We start from the raw sequence: 22111 nt of genomic DNA on the forward strand, positions 1-22111 counted from the left end.
GATGAAACAGGCACTCGCAAAGTATTTCCGGGATAAGGATATCCAGCAGCTCATCGGCAAACAACTGCGTATAGGCGTAATTGTTTCCAGCATCATCGTATTTATCGGTGGTGTCATTTACCTCGTCCGTCATGGCCATGAACACCCCTCCTATGGCGACTTTACCGGTGTAAGAGAAGGTTTAACCAACCTGCCCGGCATCTGGCAGGGTGTAATGGAAAATAAAGGCATGAACATCATCCAGCTGGGCATCGTATTATTAATTGCCACGCCTATCATCCGTATCGCCTTTTCCGTTATCGCCTTTTTAATAGAGAAGGACTACCTGTACGTAGGCATCACACTCCTGGTACTGGGTATCATCCTATTCAGCATGCTGGGCGGATTAGCGGGGTGAGCGGATTTTGTCTTTCTCAGGATTACGCTGATTATACTGATTTTTTGGATTTTGTTTTTTTGGGATTTGTTTTTGATTTTAAAAGATTAGGGAAGACAGCAGCGGATATTTTGCTTTTGTCTTCCCTAATCTTTTAAAACACTCGCTGCTATCTCCCCCAATCCTTTATAAATCAAAAAAAACAAAATCCCAAAAATCAGTATAATCAGCGTAATCCTGAGAAAGACAACCTTCGCTACAGGGTTACCGCAATCACCGCGTCAATAGGGTCCGGTGCTGTTGCTGGAACGGAGATGACGAGGTCCTCTGCGTTGCCGGTGGTGGAGAGCTGCTGGCCGGTTGCCAGCAGGCGGGCGCTGTTTACTTTTCCTTTTATACCAGGAACATGCAGTTTGCCATCGGTTGGCCAGTTGAAAACGTGCAGGTATAGCGTGGTGGTGGCTCCTTTTATTTTTTGGGTGCAGCGGCCCCATTCCAGGGGTGGCAGCGGGCTGCCTTGTGTACCGTATATGGAGGCGCCATTTACTTTCATCCATTGGCCAATTCCTTTCAGCGCGGTAAGACTACCCTCGGGGAATTGTCCCAGCGCATCAGGGCCTACGTTGAGGAGGTAATTGCCGTTTTTGGAGGCGATGTCTGCCAGGTTTCGTATAAGCGTTTCCGTGCTTTTCCATTTTTGGTCGTAGTCTTTATATCCCCAGGTGCCGTTCATGGTCATGCAGGTTTCCCAATCCCTGCCATCCAGCTCCGACTGGTTGGGGATCTTTTGTTCCGGTGTTTTATAGTCGCCCGGGAAGTTGGGTCTTTTTAAGCGGTCGTTTGTAATGATATTGGGTTGCAGCTTCAGCACCTCCTGTAGTTGCTGTGCGTATTCGTCGGTCATATTGGTAGGGGTGTCCCACCACAGCACGGCTACTTCGCCGTAGTTGGTGAGGAGTTCCTTTACCTGGGGCACGGCTACTTTAGTGATGTAGTCCGACATGGTAGCGGAGGTTTGCAAAGGGTCCCAGTGGCCGGTGTGCGCCAGGGTATAAGCATCTATTTTGGCGGAATCGGGGTTGGGCCAGCCTTCGGTGGCCACTTTGCGGGCAGCGGCGCCGCCGGGGTTGTTCCAGTCCTGCGCCTGGGAATAATAGAAGCCGAGTTTGATACCGTATTTCTTACAGGCGGCAGCCAGCGGCTTCAGTACATCTTTACCATAAGGAGTGGCATCCACAATGTTCCATTTGCTGGCGGCAGATTTGAACATAGCAAAGCCGTCGTGGTGCTTGGCGGTGATGACGATATACTTCATGCCCGCATCCCGGGCTGTTTTTACCCAGGCGTCGGCGTCGTATTTAACGGGATTGAATTGTTTGGCGTATTGCTGGTATTCCAGTACCGGTATTTTGCCGCGGTTCATGATCCATTCGCCGCCGCGGCCTACCTGGTGTCCTTTGTAGTTTCCGGCCAGTACGGCATAGTCGCCCCAGTGGATAAACATGCCAAAGCGGGCGTCGCGCCACCATTGCATGCGCTGGTCGTGGGTAAGTGTGTGCTGTGCGTGAAGAGAAGCTGCGGGTAACAGCACCATCAGGAATAGCGTGAGTTTTTTCATAAACGTCATGTGGAAAGTATTGTCGGTTATGCAAACGATTGCAAAAAGGGTTTAAAAATAAGCGCTTATCGCGCTGATCTTTATTCAATTCACATAAATGTCTATAAAAAAACTGGTCCGAAGTGGGATGATTTTACCGGAAGCTGGTATTTTTTTAGTTGGATATTTTATTCCGGGAGAAGGAATAAAATATCCAACTATTGGAGGAATATTATTGCGCCATTTCCATTTCGCCGAGTTCCAGCACCTGGGTAGTCCAGGTACGCAGCTCATCGCAGAGGGCAGGGTTATTCAGGAGCGACTGTCCGTATGACGGGATCATTTTCTTCAGTTTGATCTGCCATGCTTCGGTTTCAACGTCTTCGTTAAAACAACGTTTCAGCAGGTTTAGCATGATGGATACTGCAGTAGATGCACCGGGAGAAGCGCCCAGCAGCGCTGCAATGGAGCCATCGGCAGCACTTACTACTTCAGTACCAAATTCCAGGATACCGCCATGTTCAGGATCTTTTTTAATCACCTGTACACGTTGTCCGGCAATTTCAAGTTCCCAGTCTTCCATTTTAGCTTCGGGGAAGTATTCCCTTAACGCCTCCAGCCGGTCTTCCGGCTTCTGTCTTACCTGTGCAATCAGGTATTTGGTCAGCGGAATATTATCCAAACCAGCAGACACCATGGGTACAATGTTGTTGGCTTTGATAGATAAAGGCAGGTCCATGAAAGAACCATTTTTCAGGAACTTGGTGGAGAACCCGGCATAAGGGCCAAACAGCAAGGCTCTTTGTCCATCTATCATGCGGGTATCGAGATGCGGCACCGACATAGGAGGGGCGCCTACAGAGGCTTTGCCATATACTTTTGCACGGTGCTGTTCAATTATTTCAGGATTATTGCAACGCAGCCATTGTCCGCTTACCGGGAAACCGCCGAAACCTTTTCCTTCCGGAATGTCCGACTTCTCCAGCAACGGCAGGGAACCGCCGCCGGCGCCAATGAATACGAATTTAGTGTTGATGGATTGTCTTTCGCGTGTACCACGGTTTTTTACCTTGATGGTCCAGCTGCCGTCGTCTTCCTTTTTAAAGTCACGCACATCATGGTTAAAGTGCATGCTTACACCATCCATTTTTGCGAGATGATTAAACAGGGCACGGGTTAATGCGCCAAAGTTCACGTCTGTACCCATTTCCATGTGGGTAGCCGCTACTTTCTGAGAGGCATCGCGACCTTTCATTACCAGGGGCATCCAGTTTTTCAGCTTTTCCGGATCTTCAGAATACTCCATCGTTTTAAACAGATGGCACTGTTGCAGGGCATTGTAGCGCTTTCTGAGGTAATCCACATTCTCTTCTCCCCAAACAAAACTCATGTGGGGAACAGCCTGTATAAAATTGTGCGGATTGGAGATAATGTTATTTTCTACCAGGTAGGACCAGAACTGGCGGGATACTTCAAATTGCTCTGCAATGTTCACCGCTTTTTTAATGTCTACTGATCCATCCTGTTTCTGTGGCGTGTAGTTCAACTCGCAAAATGCAGAGTGTCCTGTGCCCGCATTGTTCCATGCATCGGAACTTTCTGCAGCTGCCACATCCAGTCGTTCAAAAATTGCAATGGTTAACTCAGGTTCCAGCTCTTTCAGGAGCATTCCAAGTGTTGCGCTCATGATCCCGGCGCCGATTAAAACCACATCCGGACCTCTTCCAGCTGTACTCTTGCTTCTAAACATAACCCCATTTTTATTCGAGGTGCAAAGTTACAATCAAAACACTTATGCAGGGAGAATAAATTGATCGTTTACTACACTTTAACAATACTATTACAATTCTTTCTGAACGGATTGAAAGTTTTGAATTTCTCGTTGCGTATATATAAATTTATATTTTGGTTAAGCATTTGGCAATGAAATAATTGACTGCCCGGAAAGTTTATTTTTATTTTATGATGAACAGACGCCTGTTTTTAAAAGGAGTATCCGCAGCAGTAGTGATTTCTGCCTGCGGTAAAATAGTAAAGGCCGTAACGCCCCGGCACTTCGACAGTAAAACCGTTTTCCGCTTTGCGGTCGGGTCCGACTGGCATTACGGCGAGCCTAAAACCAATTACGACCAGTATTTCCTGGATCTGCAAACCGCTTTTAACCAATACCAGCACCAGTATCCCTGCGAATTTTTTGCGCTCAACGGGGATATTATCCACAACGATCCCGCCCTGTTGCTGCCTGCCGCCGCCAAATTGAAGCAATTGCATCCCAAGTTGCTGGTTACCCATGGTAACCACGACATGGTGCCGGCTGCTGCCTGGGAACAGGCCTGGGGAATGCCGCTCAACCACGATATGGTAATGGGTAACCATGTTATTCTCCTCGGTAATACCGCCGATGAGAAAGGAAAATACATCTGCCCCGACGTTGATTGGTTCACGCAAAAGCTCGAACAATATAAAACCGCTCAAAATATATTCATCTTCTTACATATTACCCCGGTAAAATGGACAGATAACGGGCTGGATTGTCAGGATTTTCAACAGCTCATCCGGAAGTATCCGAATATCAGGGCCATCTTCAACGGGCATGACCATGACCAGGACAGCGTAAAAATGCTCGATAACTGCCCCATCCCATTCCTGTTCGATGGTCACGTAGGCGGCAGCTGGGGAGTTGGCTATCACGGTTTCCGGGTAGTGGAGTTAAAGGAAGACGGCAGCCTGCTCTCTTTTATTATGAACCCGCTGAAAAGACAGAACGAAAGGGTTTTTCCGAAAGTTTAGCTATTTTGCCGGTCCAATCGGGATGCTAAAAGAAAATCTATGCTGGAGGAACTTGAAAAAGACTACGGATTTACCTATCCTACGCTCTATAAACAATTATATAAGGATGGTATGCTGAACTGGGGTGAGTTTGGGGAAGACTGGCTGGATAAAGTATACCCTGCTATTAAAACTGCACCGCCTTTACTGCTATACGCCAACGATCTCGAAATAATGGCCCTGCCTACGGTGGATGAAGAAATGGACGAAGGGCTGCTCTTTGCAGATCCTGTACACCAGTTCGTTCCCTTTGCCATGAGCGGCGCCGGCGATTGGTTCGCTTTTTACTTCAACCTGCAAAACGGCGACGATGTGCCCATTGTACAGGTGTTTCATGATTCCAATGAAGCCTGCATCCTGGCTAAAAACCTGCAGGACTTTATTTTTTTACAAATGCTGGAAGCAGTAACAGACCTGGATCCCAGGAACCCTTCGCTGATTGCACATGGTAACATGAAAGAAAACTGCCGCAACTTCCTGCGCACACATGCACCTTACCTCACACCACGCCAGGCAGGTATCATAGAGGCAGTATATGATTTTGGAAGATTGACCAATGTGGCCCTGCACGAAATTGTAGAGAAAGAAATGAGCTTTGAATGGCTGGACAGCAGCTTCCCTTACCAGACAAGAGGATAACAAACCGGCTAAAAATGTTGGGGATAAAATCACATTTTTAGCCGGCCCCGCTTATTTTAATCTTTATAAAAATCTATCAGCGAGCCGAAATACTGCTCATTCCAGCCGGCAATAATATCTTCATAAGCTTCGTCCGGAATATTCACATGCTTCAACTCCACATCTGTTCCTTTTGCAGATGGATGCAGTTTGATGGTGACAATGGATGGATTTTCCTCTTCTTCCTCTTCATCGTCCATAAAATACCATTGCTGCACAATCTTTTTGTCCTGCTCAAATTCCAGGTTTTTACCCACAATACTTCCTTCCCATAAAGCGAATTCAGAACCCGGCTCTGTCGACATTTCAGCTACTTCGCCTGTCCACAGCTGAATGGTGGCGGGATTGGTGAGTGCCGCATATACTTCTTCAGGCGGGGCCGCGAGTATAAAATGTTTTTTGTAATCTTTCATGGTTTCAAAGCTACTGAATTGATGAATTATTATTTACTTTTCTATAAAAATTGAGCATATGCAACTAACCAAACTGATCCCGAATATCTTTTATTCGGATATGAATGTGGGTTTGCAGCTATTTGTGGATACGCTGGGCTTTTCTGTGGCATACCGTGATGACAGCGGGGAACAGCCGTTTTGCATCATCAAGCGGGACAACCTGGTGATTCACCTGATTGAAAGTCATGAATGGGCGATCAAGGACAGGCCGGAAATACGACTCGAAACCGATGACATAGAAGCAGCATATGCACTGGTGAAAGGAAGTCACCCTGAGTTACTACACCCCAATTTACCGGAGATAAAGCTCCAACCCTGGGGAGCACTGGAATTTGCCCTGAGAGATACAGAAGGCGTGTGCGTGATTCTCCAGCAGCCTTCCTGATTGTTCATTTCCGGGCATTTGCCGTCCATTTCCGGACAAAAGGAGACGAATACTTCCCTTGTAACCCTTTGTGGATAAGGCCATGCAACTATGGCGGTCTTCTTGTGTCTTTAAGGGCGTCCATCAAATCCGCCTTGCCATGATCAGGAATTATTTGAAAATAGCTTTCAGGAACCTGTTGAAGAACAGGGGCACCTCCTTTATCAACATCTTCGGCTTATCTGCCGGCATGGCGGTAACCATGCTCATAGGACTATGGATCTGGAATGAATTGTCGTACGATAAGTACCACGCTAATTACGATCGTATTGCCCAGGTATGGCAACGGATGTCGAAGGGCGACGAGGCGGGCGCTTTTAATTCAACCCCCATTCCCCTGGCAGCCGCTTTGCGGACTTCCTATCCCGACGATTTTAAGCAGGTGGTAATTATGGCAGATGGCACACATACCATTGCTGCAGGAGAAAAAAAATTTACCCGGACCGGCATTTTTTCTGAACCCGGCGGCCCTGAAATGCTTTCCCTGAAAATGCTGAAAGGCACCTATAGTGGCCTGAAAGAACAAGCATCTGTACTCCTGTCTGCCCGGTTAGCAACAGCTTTGTTTGGCGACAAAGATCCAATGGACCAGCTGGTGAAGATGGATAACAACCGTAACCTCGTGCTGAAAGTAACGGGTGTATATGAAGACCTGCCTGAAAATACTTCTTTCAGTAGCACCGACTATATTGCGCCATGGTCGCTGTTTATAAATAACTGGACCTGGATAGGCGACGCGAGAGACAAGTGGGACTTCAACATGACGAAACTGTTTGTGCAGTTGGCAGATAACGCGGATATGGACAAAGTATCAGCAAAAATAAGCCAGGTAGCAACACCGCATTTAACCCTCGAGCCTGGCCTGAAAGAGGAATTATTCCTGCACCCGATGCGTAAGTGGCATCTGTATTCTTCTTTTGAAAATGGCGTGAATACCGGCGGGCAAATACGTTATGTAAAGTTATTTGGCCTGATAGGCTTGTTTGTGTTAATGCTGGCCTGTATCAACTTTATGAACCTGAGCACCGCGCGGTCTGAAAAGCGGGCAAAAGAAGTAGGCATCCGTAAGGCCATTGGTTCTATGCGCCGGCAGCTGATCTGGCAGTTCTTAAGTGAATCGGTGCTGGTGGCATTCTTCTCTTTTGTGTTGTCTATATTGATCGTATTAATAGTGTTGCCCTGGTTTAACCAGGTAGCTAACAAACATATTGGCGTATTATGGGGCAGCCCCGTGTTCTGGCTCATTGGCCTGGGATTTAGTTTGCTCACCGGCTTGCTGGCAGGCAGCTATCCCGCGTTGTATCTTTCCTCGTTTCAGCCACTGAAAGTATTAAAAGGCACTTTCCGCGCCGGCCGCTTTGCTGCTATGCCGCGTAAAGCGCTGATCGTAGTACAGTTCACCGTATCCATTATTTTAATTATCGGCACCATTGTTATTTACCGGCAGATTCAGTTTGCGAAAAACCGTCCTGTAGGATATACCCGTAACGGCCTGCTGTCCATACAAATGACCACCCCGGAGATCTATAGGAACTATAAGATCATCAAGAATGAACTGGAAAGTTCGGGTATGGTCACCGCTGTATCGGAGTCGCAGGGGCCACTCACCGACATATGGGCCGGCGCCGGCGGTTATAAATGGAGAGGACAGCGATCTGACCAGGAGGACGGTTTTGCTGTAATTGGCGGCAGAATGGGTTATGGCAAAACAGTTGACTGGCAGTTTATTGCAGGCCGGGACTTCTCCGAGCAATTTGCTTCCGATTCTATGGGAATAATTTTGAATGAAGCAGCTGCCAAGTACATGGGATTTGATAATGCTGTAGGTGAAATTATACGTAAGGACAGCCTCGAGTATCATGTACTCGGCGTGGTGCATAATATGATCATGGCTTCTCCTTATGAAGAAGTAAGACCGGCTATTTATTACCTCTTGAGTGAACCCGGCAATTTTGTAAACATCCGGATCAACCCGGACGTGACCACTGGTAAAGCGATGGCAGTGATACAGCAAGTAATGCAGAAATATAATCCGGCTGCACCATTTGAATATAAATTTGCCGACGAAGAATACGCAAAGAAATTCAGTGAAGAAGAACGCATCGGGCAGCTCTCCACCTTCTTCGCTATACTTGCTATCATGATCAGTTGTTTGGGTTTGTTTGGCCTTGCTTCTTACCTCGCAGAGCAACGTACCAAAGAGATAGGTATCCGTAAAATAATGGGCGCCTCTGTATTCCAGTTGTGGAAAATGTTGTCGAAAGATTTTGTGATACTGGTCAGTATTTCCTGTTGCCTTGCGATTCCGGTAGCCTGGTATTGCCTGGACAGATGGTTGCTGCAGTACGAATACCACACCACCATCGTATGGCAGATATTTGTGTTCACCATGTTGGGAGCCTTACTGATAGCGCTGCTCACCGTAAGCTACCAGGCCGCAAAAGCAGCACTGTCGAACCCAGTGAAGAGCCTGCGGGCAGAATAATTTTTCTTTTCCCTGTGCGGTAAAAAAGGTATTTTTATTGAATATCCTCAACCCGCTTTTGAATAATGAAAAACGTCCGGCTGTTTGCGGCATACCTGTTATTCTTATTGTGCGTAGCTGCCTGTAGCCATGCACAGGCGCCTGCCGCATGGATACGCATCAACCAGCTTGGCTATCTTCCCGGTGGCGTTAAAGTAGCCGTTTGGGGCGGCAAAGGAAGCATGCAGCCACGCACCTTTCAACTAGTGTCGGCGGTTACCGGTAAAGTTGTTTTTACAGCCGGTACAGGTACGCCTTTCGGCGCCTACGGTCCGTTTGATCAAACCTATCGGCTGGACTTCTCCGCGTATTCATCTCCCGGGAAATATTACCTGAAAACAGATAGTATCATTTCTCCTGAATTTCGTATAGGCGATAACGTGTACGCGCGTACGCCAGACTTTTTGCTGCGTTATATGCGGCAGCAGCGAAGCGGGTTCAATCCTACGCTCAAAGATTCCTGTCACACGCACGACGGCTACACCATGTACGGTCCTATGCCAGACAGTACGCATATCGACGTAACCGGTGGTTGGCATGATGCCACCGATTACCTCCAGTATGTAACTACTTCTGCCAATGCAGCCTTTCACCTGCTGGCAGCTTACCGCGATTTTCCGGGTGTTTTTGGAGATAGCTATTCGGCCAATGGCCTGCCGGGCAGCAATCATATCAGCGATGTGCTGGACGAAGCAAAATGGGGCCTCGACTGGCTGTTGAAAATGCATCCGTCGGATAACGTGATGTTTAACCAGTTAGCCGACGACCGCGATCATCATGGTCTTCGCCTGCCCGGTGAAGATAACTTTTATGGCAAAGGCTTTGAACGACCCGTATATTTTTGCACAGGAGAACCGCAGGGCTTAGGTAAATACAAAAACAAAAGCACCGGCGTAGCTTCTACGGCAGGAAAGTTTTCCAGCACTTTCGCGCTGGGATATGATCTGCTGAAAACAACTGCGCCTGCCTATGCGCAGCTGCTGAAAACCCGGGCTTTGTCTGCCTGGAAAATGGGAAGAAAACAACCCGGCGTATGTCAAACGGCGTCGGTACTATCGCCCTACATTTATGCAGAAGATAACTGGACCGATGACATGGAGCTGGCCGCTGCACAACTGTACCAGATCACAAAAGAAACGGCATACCAACAGGCGGCCACCGGCTATGCCGCGCAGGAAGAAGTAACGCCATGGCTGGGCGCCGATACCGCTCATCATTACCAGTGGTATCCGTTCATCAACCTGGGGCATTATGCGTTGGCCCAGCAAAGCAACCGTGCGGAAAAGGACCGTCTCACCAGCTATTATGAAACCGGTATCCAGCGGGTGTGGAACAAAGCAAAGCATAATGCTTTTTATCGCGGTATACCATTTATCTGGTGCAGTAATAACCTGACTACCGCCTTTGCCATCCAGTGTTACTGGTACCGGCAACTCAGTCATAAAAATACTTTTGCTGCCCTGGAGCAGGCAAACATCGACTGGCTTTTCGGCTGTAACCCCTGGGGCACCAGCATGGTATACGGGTTGCCTGCAAACGGCGATACGCCTGCAGATCCGCACGCCGCCTTCTCCGCTGTTGGCCACTACCCGGTGGATGGCGGACTGGTAGACGGACCTGTGTATACCAACATCTACAAAAATCTCATCGGCATCCGGTTGTCGAACCCCGATGAATATGCGGCATTTCAAAGTAACCTCGCCGTGTATCACGACGATGTTGGTGATTACAGCACCAATGAGCCCACCATGGATGGCACGGCTTCCCTGGTATACCTGCTGGCGGCAAAAGCACAGGAAGGGGCCGGGAAGCGGCAATACGATCATGGCGGATTAATCCGGGGAGATAGCAGCAAAAAACAATTGACACTTGTTTTCACAGGAGATGAATATGCGGACGGCGCGCAGGTAATCCGCAAAACATTGCAGCAGCAGCATGTAAAAGCGGCATTCTTTTTCACCGGCAGATTTTATCAGCAACCCGCTAACCTGGCGCTCATCCGGCAGCTGAAAGCAGACGGGCATTACTTAGGAGCGCACGGCGATCAGCACCTGTTGTATTGCGACTGGCAAAACAGGGATAGTTTGCTGGTTACAAAAACACAGTTCCTTGACGACCTGCAAGCCAATTATAAAAAATTGGCAGTGGCAGGAATTTTAAAAGAAGCTGCCCCCTGGTTTTTGCCTGCGTATGAATGGTACAATGACAGCATCGCTGCATGGACTGCCACAGCGGGTTTGCAGCTGATTAACTTTACACCAGGCACCCGTTCCAATGCAGACTATACCTATCCGGCGCTGGGAAAGCAATACCGTACCTCAGCAGAAATTTATCAATCCATTCTGCAATATGAAGCAAACCGTCCCGGCGGTTTGAATGGCTTCCTGTTGCTGCTGCATATAGGCACGGATCCCCGCAGAACAGATAAATTTTACAAACAGCTGGGAGCATTGATCACGGCGCTGAAGCAGCGGGGATATCATTTCAATCCGCTGGAACAGGTGCTGCAATAACATTAATGGTCCTTTTGGTGACCTGCCAATTTTTAGCGAACTTAAAGTATTGATAAACACATAAATGCGAGAATTGAATCAAAACAAAGACAACCAAAATTAGAAAAGGTAGTTAGTATGCTACCCATGACTGTAATCGACCAAACTTAAACCCGCTAAATTTTTTCTATGAGCTTGTTTCTATTGAAGATGGCTAAAGGCCGGTCCTTTTTGCTATTCCTGTTCATGAACGTGCTGGCCGTTGCTACCTATGCCCAGGTAAAAATTTCAGGCCAGGTAACGGATAACCAGCAATCTCCTATTCCCGGCATCACGGTAGTAGTGAAGAATTCAAAACTGGGCGCCAAAACAGATGTGGACGGACGTTATACCATCAGCGGCAACCTGCCGCCCGGCAATTACACACTGGGTTATTCAGGTATTGGCTTCGCACCCGGTGAGCGGGTGCTGGTAATAAGCGCCGGCAACACCACCTATACGCAAAACATTCAACTGTCGGCAGAAGTGTCCAAACTGGATGAGATCGTGGTAACCGGTACCTCCGAAGGAACCACGCGCCGGCAGCTGGGTAACTATATCAGCACGGTGAAAGCTGATGAACTGAGTAAAAGCGGCTCGGGTAACGTGCTGGCAGCCCTGCAGGGTAAAACTGCCGGTGCACAGATTTCCCAGAACTCCGGGGATCCGGCAGGCGGCATCTCTGTAAAACTCCGTGGTATCAGTACCATATCAGGTTCTACAGAACCTTTGTATATCATCGACGGGGTAATCATTGATAACTCTACTACGCGTGTAACCAATGCTGATCCGAGCTACGGCGTTGGAGGAACAACCGATCCGGCAGGTGGCGCAGGCAATAACTTTGTAGGTAACGTAGGGCAAAGCCGTATCTCTGATATTAACCCGGCAGATATTGAACGCATAGAAGTACTGAATGGCGCTGCTGCGGCAGCCATCTATGGTTCCCGCGCCAACGCCGGTGTTGTACAGATCTTCACTAAGCGAGGCAGCGCCGGAGCACCGGTGGTTAATTTTTCCACCAGTTTTTCCGTGAATCAACTGCGTAAAAAACTGGACGTGAATCAGGCCCCGGTAAAGTTTGGCGGATCTCCGGACGATTCCACACAAAACATCCTGACTCCTGCTATCGTGAGTAAAACACCGGTAAACAGGTACGACTACCAGGATTATATTTTCCGCACCGGCGTAGGAACGGATAATAATATATCCGTGGCCGGTGGCAAAGACAAAACAAAATACTACGCATCCGGCAGTTACTTTTATAACCAGGGAATTATCAATAAAACAGATTTCAGCCGGTTCAGTTTCCGCTTAAACCTCGATCAGGAGCTGGCCAGCTGGATAAGCTTCAATGCCAGTTTGAACTATGTTTACAGCAAAGCAAATGAAAAACCTGATGGCAATACCTTCTATTCTCCCATGAATGGCGTAACCATCATCGGTAACTACTATGATATACAAAAGCGTAACGCCTTAGGTCAGCTGATGAAAGTAGGAGAACGCGGCCGCGTAAACCCCGTGTCTATCATGGAGGATTTTAAACAGCAGCAACATGTAGGCAGGGTGATTGCCGGCGCCGGCGTCAAGCTGCGGCCAATCAAGAACCTTACGGTAGATTACCGGCTCGGTATCGACAACTATAACCAGGAAGGCACCACCTTCATGCCCGCATTCGCTTACTTTGTAAGTCCTGGTTTTTACGGCGGCGGTCCTACCCTGGACCCTGCGCAGAATGGTTATGCCAGCGCCGGTAATAATAATTCCTTTCTGATCAACCACGACCTCAATGCTACCTATAACTGGGATATCAATGATAAACTCAGTTCGGTAACACAGGTGGGCTACTCCGTGCAATACCAGCGCATGCACTACACCCTGGAACAGGGAAGAGGGCTGCCTCCTTTTGTGCAAACAGCAGATAAGGCCACTACTATTATTCCCGGTGCAGATCAACGGACGGAGTTATCTGTTTCCGGAGAATATATCCAGCAGAATTTTAAATACCGCAACCAGCTGTTTCTTACCGGCGCCCTGCGTGTGGATGGATCATCCGTATTTGGGGTAGATGAAAGGAACCAGTTATATGCTAAACTCAGTGGCAGCTATGTGATATCCGGCACAGATTTCTGGGAAAAATCATCCGTGGCCGGATGGTGGAACCTGTTGAAATTAAGAGCGGCCTACGGCGAATCCGGTAACTTAACCGGTATCCCCGCATATGGCCGTTACAATACCTATGCTGCCACAGCCTTTATAGGCGCCGCTGCTTTCCAGTCGCCCTCCACCTATACAAACCCGGATGTGAAACCGGAGAAGCAAAAAGAACTGGAAGTAGGTACGGACCTGGCGTTCTGGAATAATCGTATAGGCTTATCCGTTAACTATTATAAAAAACGTGTTGAAAACCTGTTAATCAGCCGCGCAGTGGCCCCCACCAAAGGCTACTCTTTTTACCAGGATAATATCGGTACACTGGAAAACACCGGTGTGGAAGTAGTGTTGAATGTAATGCCGGTGAAGACGACTAATTTCAACTGGAACCTGACTGCTATCTATAACCGTAACCGCAATAAAGCGGTGGATATCGGACAATCGCTGATCCTCTATAACACTGTAGGCGGCGCTCCTGTGGGCATTGCCAATGGAGAGCCGATCGGCTTTTTCTATGGTACCTTCTTCGCCAGGGACGAAAGTGGTAATCTCCTGAAAACACCTGCCGGCATACCGGTTACGGAAGCAGGCAAACAAAATTCACCACTAACGTATACGGTTGCACGTGATCCGGCTACCGGGTTGCCGCCAACAACAGGCGTTACGGCATTGAATAAAAAAATAGGTGATCCTAACCCCGATTGGACCGGCACACTTACCAATGATTTCCAATATAAAAAACTGGGTCTTCATATACAGATAGATGCTGTGCAGGGTGGCGATGTATTCAATGCCGACTGGCGAACCAGGCAAGGTGTTGATAACGGAAAGGTAGCTGAACAGGAGGATCTCGGGTTGCTTCCACGCGGTTTTGTAGCGGGCAATTACAATATACAGGAATGGAGAATTGATGACGGCTCCTTTGTGAAGTTGAGGGAAGTTGCCTTCAGCTATAGCTTTGGCAAGCTGAAAGGACTCAGTGATTTAACGATAAGTGTTGGCGGCAGGAATTTGATTTCCTGGGACAACTACAAAGGATACGATCCGGAATTAAATGCGGCAGGACAAAGTACCGTATTGCGCGGAATTGATTTTGGCGCCGTGCCGGTGCCCCGGAGTTATAACCTGGCTATTCGCGCAAAATTTTAATCACAAAAAAAGAGCTATTATGAAACGATATATGCAATATAGTATCCTCGCCATCGCTTTGTTCTGCATTTTCACCGCCTGTAAGAAAGATTACCAGGATCCATCGGGACCTTCATCAGAACAGGCTTACAGCTCGCCCGCTACTTTGGCGAATGCAGCAGTGGGCCTGCAGGCATGGTATGCAAAAGATCGCACAGGGTTGTTATACACCACGGTTACTTCCGGCAGTTTGCTATTGGGAGAAACCTTTGTAACCAACCCGGGTAACGCAGATGAAGGGCAGATCGCTGCAGGAGGGAATAAAATCCTGACCACCAACGTGGTAGTTACTGGTATGTGGAATGTGTCTAATAAGATCAGGTATGAAGCCGATAGCATTTTACGCCGTACCGGCGTTGTTGTTGCCGATAAAGGCTTTGCCAGTGGCCTTATTGGTTATACCACTATTTTTAAGGCCCTCGCCCTGGGCGTGCAGGCGAATTTCTGGGAGCAGGTACCGGAAAATACCGGCACCCCTGTGTCATCCGGTGGGGTGAAATTTGTTCCGGCCAAGCAGGGTTATGTAATGGCAGTAGCCGCCCTGGACAACGCGATCAGCACTATAACGGCTACGCCTATAGGAACTAGCTTTTTGGCCAATATCCCCCAGAATGTGGATATCATTAATACCCTGTATGCACTGAAAGCAAGGTACGCCCTCTACGCAGGTGACTACCCGGCGGCAATAAGTGCAGCTGATAAAGTAAACCTGGGTGTACAGTCTACGCTTTCTTTTAATCCACAGATCAACAACCCCATCTTTTCGCTGGTAACGGCTACCAACAACATCTATAACGTTGTTGACTCTACGATGGGATTGCCGGTGCCTATACAACCGGATCTGGCTGACCAGCGGGTACCGTTTTATATTGCCCGGCCAGCGAAGCCGAAGTTTAATATCAACGGCTTTTTCAGAAGTAGTTTAACTGCTGTGCCCATTTACCTGCCGGGGGAAATGCTGCTTATTAAAGCAGAAGCTTATGCCCGTCAGCATGACATTGTGAACGGCTTGCTTTACCTGAACAAAGTTGTTACCAAGAAGGCATCTGAAGATGCGTTCGGTGTTGGTGCAGCATTGCCGCCGGTAGTGGCAGTCACTGAAGCGGAATTGCTGACGTTGATCTATAAGCACCGGAGAATAGAATTGTTTATGGGAGCCCAGGAGCTGGAGGACAGCCGCCGGTTTGGAAGACCAGTGTTGGAACGGAAGCGGAGTTATTTTCCATATCCGTTTGTAGAACGGAATGACAATCCGAATACGCCGGATGATCCTGCATTTTAATGTTACGTTTTACAGGTTGCCGCGGGTGGTGGCAACCTGTAAAACGTTTTGAAATGGGGGGCAAAGTTGTTATCTTGATGTTTAAGTATGGAAATATATACAACCCTTCAGATAGGCGCCTATCATGTTAACCACTGTGAAGACTATCTCTTCTTCGATCATATCGATAGCAATAAGATCATTTGTGCCGTTATGGACGGCTGTACAATGGGAAAGGATAGCTATCTGATTTCTTCACTGGTAGGTAAGCTGTTGAGAAAAATCTGTAAATCGCTAAGCTATAAATCGTTTTATTCCAAAGAATACCCCGAAATGTCATTGGATGACTATCTGAAAATCATCTTAAAAGAATTATTCTCAGAATTAAAAGTTATCAAAAATCAAATACAACTGGAGAGAGAAGAGTTGTTAACCACATTGATTATTTTGTTGGCAGATACCAAAGCAGATAAAGGTTTGGTTTTAGTAGTAGGAGATGGTATAGTGAACATTAACGGCGCCGTTATTACCTTTGATCAGGATAACAAGCCTGATTACCTGGGCTATCATCTGTCGGAAGATTTTGATCATTGGTATGAATGTCAGCTGCAGAAAATATTTTTACATGAACTCATCGATATCAGCATTGCTACCGATGGTTTAGAAACATTTACCAGGGTGGCAGCGCCGGAAAATTCCGAGGTAATAAATCCGGTAGATTTTCTGTTAAATGATCAAACCGGGAGAGGCAATGAAGAAATGCTGAATATGAAATTAAAAGTGATCGAGCACAAGTTTGGATTGAATCATACAGATGATCTGGCAGTGATAAGGATGATAAAATAATCTTATACCGCATTACGTCCATATTTTTCCCCGTGGATATAAAGAGAAAGATGTCCCATTATATTTTACTGAACTAAACCCACCAACCGCCTGCTGATTGCCAATCCCATACAGAGATGGCGTTTCCCGGCAAATGAAGCAAACACAGGAGCAAAGCAACATTGTTGTGGTGTAGTTTTTGATTTGGCCTTTCGTAGCGAAATCCTAAAAATTACTATCATGAACAAGAACAGGCTTTCAGCCAGCTTACAAGCAGGACTTAATAATCAAATGACCCAGGAAGCGTTTGCAGCACAGATATATTTGTCTTATGGATCCTGGGCTGCAAGTGAAGGATATAATGGGATTGCCAATTTCCTCTTCCGCCATGCCAACGAGGAGCGTAATCATATGATGAAATTCCTGGAATATATCCTGGAAAGAGGTGGTAAAGTGGAGATAGCCGCTATTCCGCAACCGCCTGCAAATCCTGTCAGCGTACAAAACTGTTTTGAACAGGTATTTCAGCAGGAGGTTAATAACACAACGGGAATCTATAAATTGGTGAAGATGAGTTTTGACGAAGGCGACTGGGCTTCATGGAATTTCCTGCAGTGGTTTGTGAAGGAACAAACGGAAGAAGAGACCCTGGCGCTGAACCTGTTGGATAAGATCAAAGTGGCAGGTGGAGAAAAGGCAACCGGTGAAGCATTGTATGCACTGGACAGGGATCTGGAAAAAGAACCGGATGAGGCGGAACTGGCAGAAACAAAAACAGTAGAGAATCCATAGCAGAGCTATTCATAATGATATAAAGGAGGGGTTGCATTGGCAATCCCTCCTTTATAATTATTGCACGCTAACTAAAGTAGCCCCTGTTGGCTTGCAGCGCTGATAAGCCCGGCTACATTTTTTACCTGGAATTTCTGAAGCAGATTTTTACGATGATTTTCAACGGTGAATTTGCTTAGGAAAAGCATTTCTGCAATGCGCCTGGTGGTGATACCGGAAGCAATAAGTTTCAGGATTTCAAGTTCCCTGGTAGTAATCGCCGGAACGTCTTTTGTGGCCCGCCCTCCGGGCCGGGCAATAATTTCTTTGATGGCATTGCTGAATACGATCTGGTGTTGCAGGGCTTCATGGATGCAGCGCACCAATTCCTCTACAGATGCATTTTTGAGCAGGTAACCACTTGCGCCGTTTTCAAGCATTTTCATAATGGCGCTGCGTTGATCATGATTACTCAGCGCCAGGACAATGGTATCGGGAGCTGTTCTTTTAATTTCCTTACAGATATCCATTCCGTTTCCATCCGGGAGTATAATATCAAGGAGCACCACATGAACGGGGTTGGTATTGAAAAACTGTAGGAAATCCCTGGCATGGGTAAACGTACCTGTAATTTCGAATGCCGCTTCCCCTGCAAGAACATTCACGAGCCCCTGAAGTACCACCGGATGATCATCAAGAATGGCCAGCTTATATTTTGGTTGCAACATACACTTCAATATTTATGGAAGTACCTGGTTGATTTCCTCTGGAAACGATGTCTATTGTACCATTCAGATACGCTACACGGGTTTTAATACTAATGAAGCCCATTCCTTTATTTTCATGCAGCATATCTTCATTGAAACCGGTGCCGTCATCTTCAACAGTAATAAAAAACTTATTATCCCGTTGATTGCATTGTAACAGGATACTTTTTGCTGCGGCGTGTTTTACTGCATTGGTGAGTAATTCCTGTGCAATGCGATAAATGATCAGCTGTTCTCCCTGCGGGATATTTGTCTGAATCCCGAAACACAGGAAGCGGATGGTTGTTTTTTCGGAGGAAAATGAATCGCAAAGATCTTTCAATGCGGCTTCAAGACCCAGTCGTAACAGCATTTCGGGCATCATATTATGAGCAATGCGTCTTAACTCTGTCACTGATGTATCCATCTGTGCGATGATGCCTTCCAGTTCAGGGCGGTTACTGGTATTGACGGCGCCGGCAATTTTAGAAAGATTGATTTTTGTGGAAGCCAATAGTCCTCCCAGGCTGTCGTGAAGATCCCGCGCCACCCGTTTGCGTTCTTCTTCCTGACCCAGCAGCATGGCATGCGAAACCTTTATTTGTTCCTGCTGGATGGCAGTTCTCTTTCTATTTTTATAAAAGAAGTAAGCCAGTAGTAAGATCATAAATAAAAGAATACTTACCAATCCCAACGACCAGCTTAGCAGGATAGTTCGTTTTAATGCAAAGTTTGCCTTGTCGTTGGACGCGTTCAGTTCCGTAATTTTCCGTTGATGTTCTGCATTCCTGAATTTTATTTCCAGGGCATTTATTTTTGTCTCCAGGTTGCTTTGCGCAACGCTGTCGCTCAGGTAACTATAACGTTTCAACCACTGGAAGGCCTCCGGAATATTTTTCAGATCTTCATTGGTTACTACGAGGCCATAGAACAATAAAAGCCGGTTGGCTGAATTGTTCATAAATGGTTGTTTACTGTACAGGTCGAGGGCTACGCTGCGGGCCTGCTGCAGATCTTTCTTATTGTATAATGCATAGAATTTCTGTAACAATAACCGTTGTTCAGGATAAGGCTGGTGCAGTTGCCTGGCCAATGCAATGCCTTTCTCTGCAACTGCAAGGGACTGCTCAAATTTTTCCGCGATGGTAAGCCGCATACTTTCTCCGGCATAATAATCCAGCCACTCATTTGCTTCGGGGTAGGGAGCCAATAACACCCGCATGCTATCAAGGTACAAAGCGGCTTTCGCGGAATCACCCGATAACGAATAATTCTCGGATAAGGTATGATAGGCAGTAGCCAGGTATTTTATATTTCCTTGCTGATTCCGTAACGTTTCAATCGAGAGTTGCAGATAGGCTTTAGCTTTGGCGTATTCTTTCAGGTTTTTAAATCCATAAGCCAGATCCAGGTAATTCTTTCCCAGGTACAGTTGGTCGCCGGCTTTTTGGGCCAGCGGGATGGCTTGGTTTACAAGCAGGTTTACATAAGTTTCCGGATCATCTTTTTCGAAGTGGAATACCCGCGCGTAATCATGCCAGCACATGGAACGGAAAAGCAATGCATCTTTGCCCGGAAATTTCTTCAGGATGTTTTCCGCCTGCATGAACATCTTGGCAGCAGAATCCGGTGCTGCGGCGGTCAGTCTCCTGGCTTCGTAATACAGTGTCACGCCCTGCAGAAATGGATAGCCCTTGCTAAGTCTTTTACCTGACTGCATATATTTTTTCGAGAGCGTAGTGTCCGTCTCTTCCCATTCATCCGACAAACGAAAGCTTACACGGGCTTTGATGCTATCGTTTACCGCTTGTTCAAGGATATGGGCAAGACTATCCTTGTCAAATTTTCCGGGAGCCTGCTGCGCATAACTCCGGACTGCCGACAACAGAAGAATAAGTACGAGTGTAAATGATTTCATAACAATTTGCAAGTTGTTACATATTATCGTCATAATAAAGATACGGGAAGAGAATGACTGAAAACAGCTATACGCAAAATGACCATTTCACGGTATAGGACGCCCTTGTTTTCATAAGTAATTTTGTTCTGCGTACTGACATAAAAACCGGGTTAAATTCAAAGAATATCATTTCAAACCATAGCATATGTACAGAAAATTATCCATTGCAAGTATCCTGTTCGCAGCAATGCTCACCACGTCCTGTTCCAAAGATAAGGATGATAACAATTCCCCAACGACACACAAAGTAGTATTTAAAGCCGAAACTTCAGGAGGTGGCACAGTCGACAGGGCCGCCTATGGGGTCGATGCGGACGCCCACAGTGCTACTAACCTTAGTGGTACCTCCTGGAGCAGTCCTGAGCTTACGGCGCCGGCAGGCGCGTACAATGCCAATATCGTTATGAATGGAATAGGCACCAGCAATGCCTCCACATTGAAGGTAGGGATTTATGTAGATGGCCAATTGAAAAAGGAAGCATCATCCAGTCCAGGTACGGTATTAACGGTTAACCTCAATTACAAATTTTAATACTTTTTCATGCGGCTCCTGAAAAATACATCCATCATCATTGTGCTGACGCTCATTTTCTCTGCAGCCGGTTCTTATGCGCAGTCGAAACTGGACAAACGGACGAAAGAGGCGCTGGAACAGCGTTATCAGGATGATAAGTATTACGCTGATTTTCAAAGAGGTATTTATAACCGGGAAAACTGGAAGAATTCATGGGTAGGGGCCAGGCTGTCAGATATTTATAAAAAATGGGGTGCTCCCGCAAAAGCCTTCCCGGATGCAGATGGGGGCCAGGTAGTGGTATATGAAAAGATGTCTAACTATGGGGGTGGCAGCTATACCCCCGGATATACGATAACGGGTTACAATGTTTTCGGACAGGCTGTAAACTCAGAAACAGTGCAGTCTAAAGATACGCGCTGGGCCAGTCAGTATGTGGAAACTACCACTGTATTTGTAGATAAAAACGGGATCGTTACAAAAGTGGACTATAAAATAAACAGCTCGCGGTCAGGTAACTATTTTTGATATGAATTACGTATTCAAGACAATACTCGCGGCCAGTTTGCTGGCCATAAACTTTTCGGGGTTCTCACAAGGTAAATACTTTGAAGTAGCTATTGAGAAGGGCGTGTTCAATGGAATGGACTATGGAAGAATAAGACCACTTAATAACCAGTACGATGTAAAACTTCCTTATGGGGGCAAAAACCGGCAGCAGCTTTTGGAGGGCATACTGGAATACCTGAAAAACAGACCTGCCCTGAAAATTGATACAGTGCTTAATAATGGATCTGTTGTTGTATATCGTGATTTTGCCACGATCGGCAACAAGCAAAATTGTTTTGCTGATCTTACCGGGCTTATTTTCCTGTTTGCGATACCTGAAGAAGGATATATTTCCATCCGTCCCGGAAGCAATTCAAAGATATACGCTTCTGTTTTTGATGCAAAGCTGCGTATCAGTCCGGGCGACGATGTAGTATCTGAGGAAGATGTGCCTTTCAATGAGTATAAGTTTATACAGCCCGCCGACGGCCGTACGCAAAGTGCCGTGGCTCCGCATGGCGGCCTTTTGGGTAAGGCAACTTCACGTAAAATCAATTATAAACTGGCTTATCCCGACAGTATTTTTGATCCGGATGGCAAAGTTGTAAACCCCGGCAATAAGAAGCGCCTGGAATCATTCTTCGATGGCTATGTAACGGATCTTGATCAGTTTCTGAAAACAAAATTTAAAATGAAGTAAAGTAACTTAAAAGAAAAGCCAACTTGTGT

At 46.9% G+C, this 22111-nt stretch carries 18 protein-coding genes; 13 read left to right on the plus strand and 5 right to left on the minus strand.

The annotated features are described in order from the left end of the window. The first annotated feature begins 1 nt into the window (after nucleotide 1). On the plus strand, nucleotides 2–397 hold the full coding sequence (locus QFZ51_RS06840; protein ID WP_429044522.1) for a DUF1634 domain-containing protein: 396 nt from the start codon (nucleotides 2–4) through the stop codon (nucleotides 395–397). 235 nt (nucleotides 398–632) lie between these two features. Here the strand turns inward: QFZ51_RS06840 and QFZ51_RS06845 are convergent, their stop codons facing one another. Further along, nucleotides 633–1994, minus strand: coding sequence for an alpha-L-fucosidase (locus tag QFZ51_RS06845; protein WP_429044524.1), 1362 nt, complete (start codon nucleotides 1992–1994; stop codon nucleotides 633–635). Nucleotides 1995–2205: 211 nt separating this feature from the next. Beyond that, nucleotides 2206–3723: a malate:quinone oxidoreductase gene (locus tag QFZ51_RS06850; RefSeq protein WP_429044527.1), complete on the minus strand. Its 1518-nt coding sequence runs from the start codon at nucleotides 3721–3723 to the stop codon at nucleotides 2206–2208. Between the two features lie 212 nt (nucleotides 3724–3935). On the opposite strand from QFZ51_RS06850, the gene QFZ51_RS06855 reads away from it, so the two are divergent. After that, complete coding sequence (locus QFZ51_RS06855) at nucleotides 3936–4763, plus strand: metallophosphoesterase family protein (protein ID WP_429044530.1); 828 nt, start codon at nucleotides 3936–3938, stop codon at nucleotides 4761–4763. A gap of 39 nt (nucleotides 4764–4802) precedes the next feature. After that, nucleotides 4803–5441 (plus strand): SMI1/KNR4 family protein, encoded by a 639-nt coding sequence (locus tag QFZ51_RS06860; protein ID WP_429044533.1) that lies wholly within the window; start codon nucleotides 4803–4805, stop codon nucleotides 5439–5441. 56 nt (nucleotides 5442–5497) lie between these two features. On the opposite strand, the gene QFZ51_RS06865 is transcribed toward QFZ51_RS06860, so the two are convergent. After that, complete coding sequence (locus QFZ51_RS06865; protein WP_429044536.1) at nucleotides 5498–5893, minus strand: SRPBCC domain-containing protein; 396 nt, start codon at nucleotides 5891–5893, stop codon at nucleotides 5498–5500. 58 nt (nucleotides 5894–5951) lie between these two features. Between QFZ51_RS06865 and QFZ51_RS06870 the strand changes: the two genes are divergently transcribed. The 7 genes from QFZ51_RS06870 (at nucleotide 5952) to QFZ51_RS06900 (ending at nucleotide 17634) form a co-directional block, all read left to right on the plus strand. After that, nucleotides 5952–6320: a hypothetical protein gene (locus QFZ51_RS06870; RefSeq protein WP_429044539.1), complete on the plus strand. Its 369-nt coding sequence runs from the start codon at nucleotides 5952–5954 to the stop codon at nucleotides 6318–6320. 139 nt (nucleotides 6321–6459) lie between these two features. Then, on the plus strand, nucleotides 6460–8844 hold the full coding sequence (locus QFZ51_RS06875) for an ABC transporter permease (protein WP_429044541.1): 2385 nt from the start codon (nucleotides 6460–6462) through the stop codon (nucleotides 8842–8844). A gap of 65 nt (nucleotides 8845–8909) precedes the next feature. Next, nucleotides 8910–11396 (plus strand): glycoside hydrolase family 9 protein, encoded by a 2487-nt coding sequence (locus tag QFZ51_RS06880; protein ID WP_429044544.1) that lies wholly within the window; start codon nucleotides 8910–8912, stop codon nucleotides 11394–11396. A gap of 168 nt (nucleotides 11397–11564) precedes the next feature. Beyond that, nucleotides 11565–14717: a SusC/RagA family TonB-linked outer membrane protein gene (locus tag QFZ51_RS06885; RefSeq protein ID WP_429044547.1), complete on the plus strand. Its 3153-nt coding sequence runs from the start codon at nucleotides 11565–11567 to the stop codon at nucleotides 14715–14717. 19 nt (nucleotides 14718–14736) lie between these two features. After that, the gene (locus QFZ51_RS06890; RefSeq protein ID WP_429044550.1) at nucleotides 14737–16038 is read left to right on the plus strand and encodes a RagB/SusD family nutrient uptake outer membrane protein; all 1302 of its coding nucleotides are present in this window, start codon (nucleotides 14737–14739) and stop codon (nucleotides 16036–16038) included. Nucleotides 16039–16125: 87 nt separating this feature from the next. Next, nucleotides 16126–16863, plus strand: coding sequence for a protein phosphatase 2C domain-containing protein (locus tag QFZ51_RS06895; RefSeq protein ID WP_429044552.1), 738 nt, complete (start codon nucleotides 16126–16128; stop codon nucleotides 16861–16863). A gap of 219 nt (nucleotides 16864–17082) precedes the next feature. Then, nucleotides 17083–17634 carry a ferritin gene (locus QFZ51_RS06900; RefSeq protein WP_370910957.1) on the plus strand — a complete coding sequence of 184 codons (552 nt, stop codon included), beginning with the start codon at nucleotides 17083–17085 and terminating at the stop codon, nucleotides 17632–17634. Between the two features lie 71 nt (nucleotides 17635–17705). Here the strand turns inward: QFZ51_RS06900 and QFZ51_RS06905 are convergent, their stop codons facing one another. Together QFZ51_RS06905 and QFZ51_RS06910 are read right to left on the minus strand one after the other, a co-directional pair. Continuing rightward, complete coding sequence (locus QFZ51_RS06905) at nucleotides 17706–18341, minus strand: response regulator (RefSeq protein ID WP_429044555.1); 636 nt, start codon at nucleotides 18339–18341, stop codon at nucleotides 17706–17708. After that, entirely contained in the window at nucleotides 18322–20277 is a 1956-nt protein-coding gene (locus tag QFZ51_RS06910) for a sensor histidine kinase (RefSeq protein WP_429044558.1), read from the minus strand. Before QFZ51_RS06910 ends, QFZ51_RS06905 begins: the two co-directional genes overlap by 20 nt. Nucleotides 20278–20464: 187 nt before the next feature. On the opposite strand from QFZ51_RS06910, the gene QFZ51_RS06915 reads away from it, so the two are divergent. Genes QFZ51_RS06915 through QFZ51_RS06925 form a run of 3 tightly spaced genes read left to right on the plus strand, consistent with a single transcriptional unit; the run spans nucleotide 20465 to nucleotide 22082 of the window. Beyond that, nucleotides 20465–20851 (plus strand): hypothetical protein, encoded by a 387-nt coding sequence (locus QFZ51_RS06915; RefSeq protein ID WP_429044561.1) that lies wholly within the window; start codon nucleotides 20465–20467, stop codon nucleotides 20849–20851. Nucleotides 20852–20860: 9 nt separating this feature from the next. Beyond that, complete coding sequence (locus QFZ51_RS06920) at nucleotides 20861–21361, plus strand: hypothetical protein (protein WP_429044564.1); 501 nt, start codon at nucleotides 20861–20863, stop codon at nucleotides 21359–21361. Between the two features lies 1 nt (nucleotide 21362). Next, on the plus strand, nucleotides 21363–22082 hold the full coding sequence (locus tag QFZ51_RS06925; RefSeq protein ID WP_429044567.1) for a hypothetical protein: 720 nt from the start codon (nucleotides 21363–21365) through the stop codon (nucleotides 22080–22082). The last annotated feature ends 29 nt before the right edge of the window (nucleotides 22083–22111 follow it).

Origin of the sequence: Chitinophaga sp. W3I9, from assembly GCF_050434025.1 — a bacterium.
In the GTDB taxonomy this organism is placed as follows: Bacteria; Bacteroidota; Bacteroidia; order Chitinophagales; family Chitinophagaceae; genus Chitinophaga.

Bases quoted from the DNA above. Each gene is read 5' to 3' on its own strand.
- QFZ51_RS06895 (WP_429044552.1), top strand. From the start codon at position 16,126: ATGGAAATATATACAACCCTTCAGATAGGCGCCTATCATGTTAACCAC.
- QFZ51_RS06900 (WP_370910957.1), top strand. From the start codon at position 17,083: ATGAACAAGAACAGGCTTTCAGCCAGCTTACAAGCAGGACTTAATAAT.
- QFZ51_RS06865 (WP_429044536.1), bottom strand. From the start codon at position 5,893: ATGAAAGATTACAAAAAACATTTTATACTCGCGGCCCCGCCTGAAGAA.
- QFZ51_RS06855 (WP_429044530.1), top strand. From the start codon at position 3,936: ATGATGAACAGACGCCTGTTTTTAAAAGGAGTATCCGCAGCAGTAGTG.
- QFZ51_RS06910 (WP_429044558.1), bottom strand. From the start codon at position 20,277: ATGAAATCATTTACACTCGTACTTATTCTTCTGTTGTCGGCAGTCCGG.
- QFZ51_RS06880 (WP_429044544.1), top strand. From the start codon at position 8,910: ATGAAAAACGTCCGGCTGTTTGCGGCATACCTGTTATTCTTATTGTGC.
- QFZ51_RS06925 (WP_429044567.1), top strand. From the start codon at position 21,363: ATGAATTACGTATTCAAGACAATACTCGCGGCCAGTTTGCTGGCCATA.
- QFZ51_RS06870 (WP_429044539.1), top strand. From the start codon at position 5,952: ATGCAACTAACCAAACTGATCCCGAATATCTTTTATTCGGATATGAAT.
- QFZ51_RS06845 (WP_429044524.1), bottom strand. From the start codon at position 1,994: ATGAAAAAACTCACGCTATTCCTGATGGTGCTGTTACCCGCAGCTTCT.
- QFZ51_RS06840 (WP_429044522.1), top strand. From the start codon at position 2: ATGAAACAGGCACTCGCAAAGTATTTCCGGGATAAGGATATCCAGCAG.
- QFZ51_RS06915 (WP_429044561.1), top strand. From the start codon at position 20,465: ATGTACAGAAAATTATCCATTGCAAGTATCCTGTTCGCAGCAATGCTC.
- QFZ51_RS06920 (WP_429044564.1), top strand. From the start codon at position 20,861: ATGCGGCTCCTGAAAAATACATCCATCATCATTGTGCTGACGCTCATT.
- QFZ51_RS06875 (WP_429044541.1), top strand. From the start codon at position 6,460: ATGATCAGGAATTATTTGAAAATAGCTTTCAGGAACCTGTTGAAGAAC.
- QFZ51_RS06890 (WP_429044550.1), top strand. From the start codon at position 14,737: ATGAAACGATATATGCAATATAGTATCCTCGCCATCGCTTTGTTCTGC.
- QFZ51_RS06905 (WP_429044555.1), bottom strand. From the start codon at position 18,341: ATGTTGCAACCAAAATATAAGCTGGCCATTCTTGATGATCATCCGGTG.
- QFZ51_RS06860 (WP_429044533.1), top strand. From the start codon at position 4,803: ATGCTGGAGGAACTTGAAAAAGACTACGGATTTACCTATCCTACGCTC.
- QFZ51_RS06885 (WP_429044547.1), top strand. From the start codon at position 11,565: ATGAGCTTGTTTCTATTGAAGATGGCTAAAGGCCGGTCCTTTTTGCTA.
- QFZ51_RS06850 (WP_429044527.1), bottom strand. From the start codon at position 3,723: ATGTTTAGAAGCAAGAGTACAGCTGGAAGAGGTCCGGATGTGGTTTTA.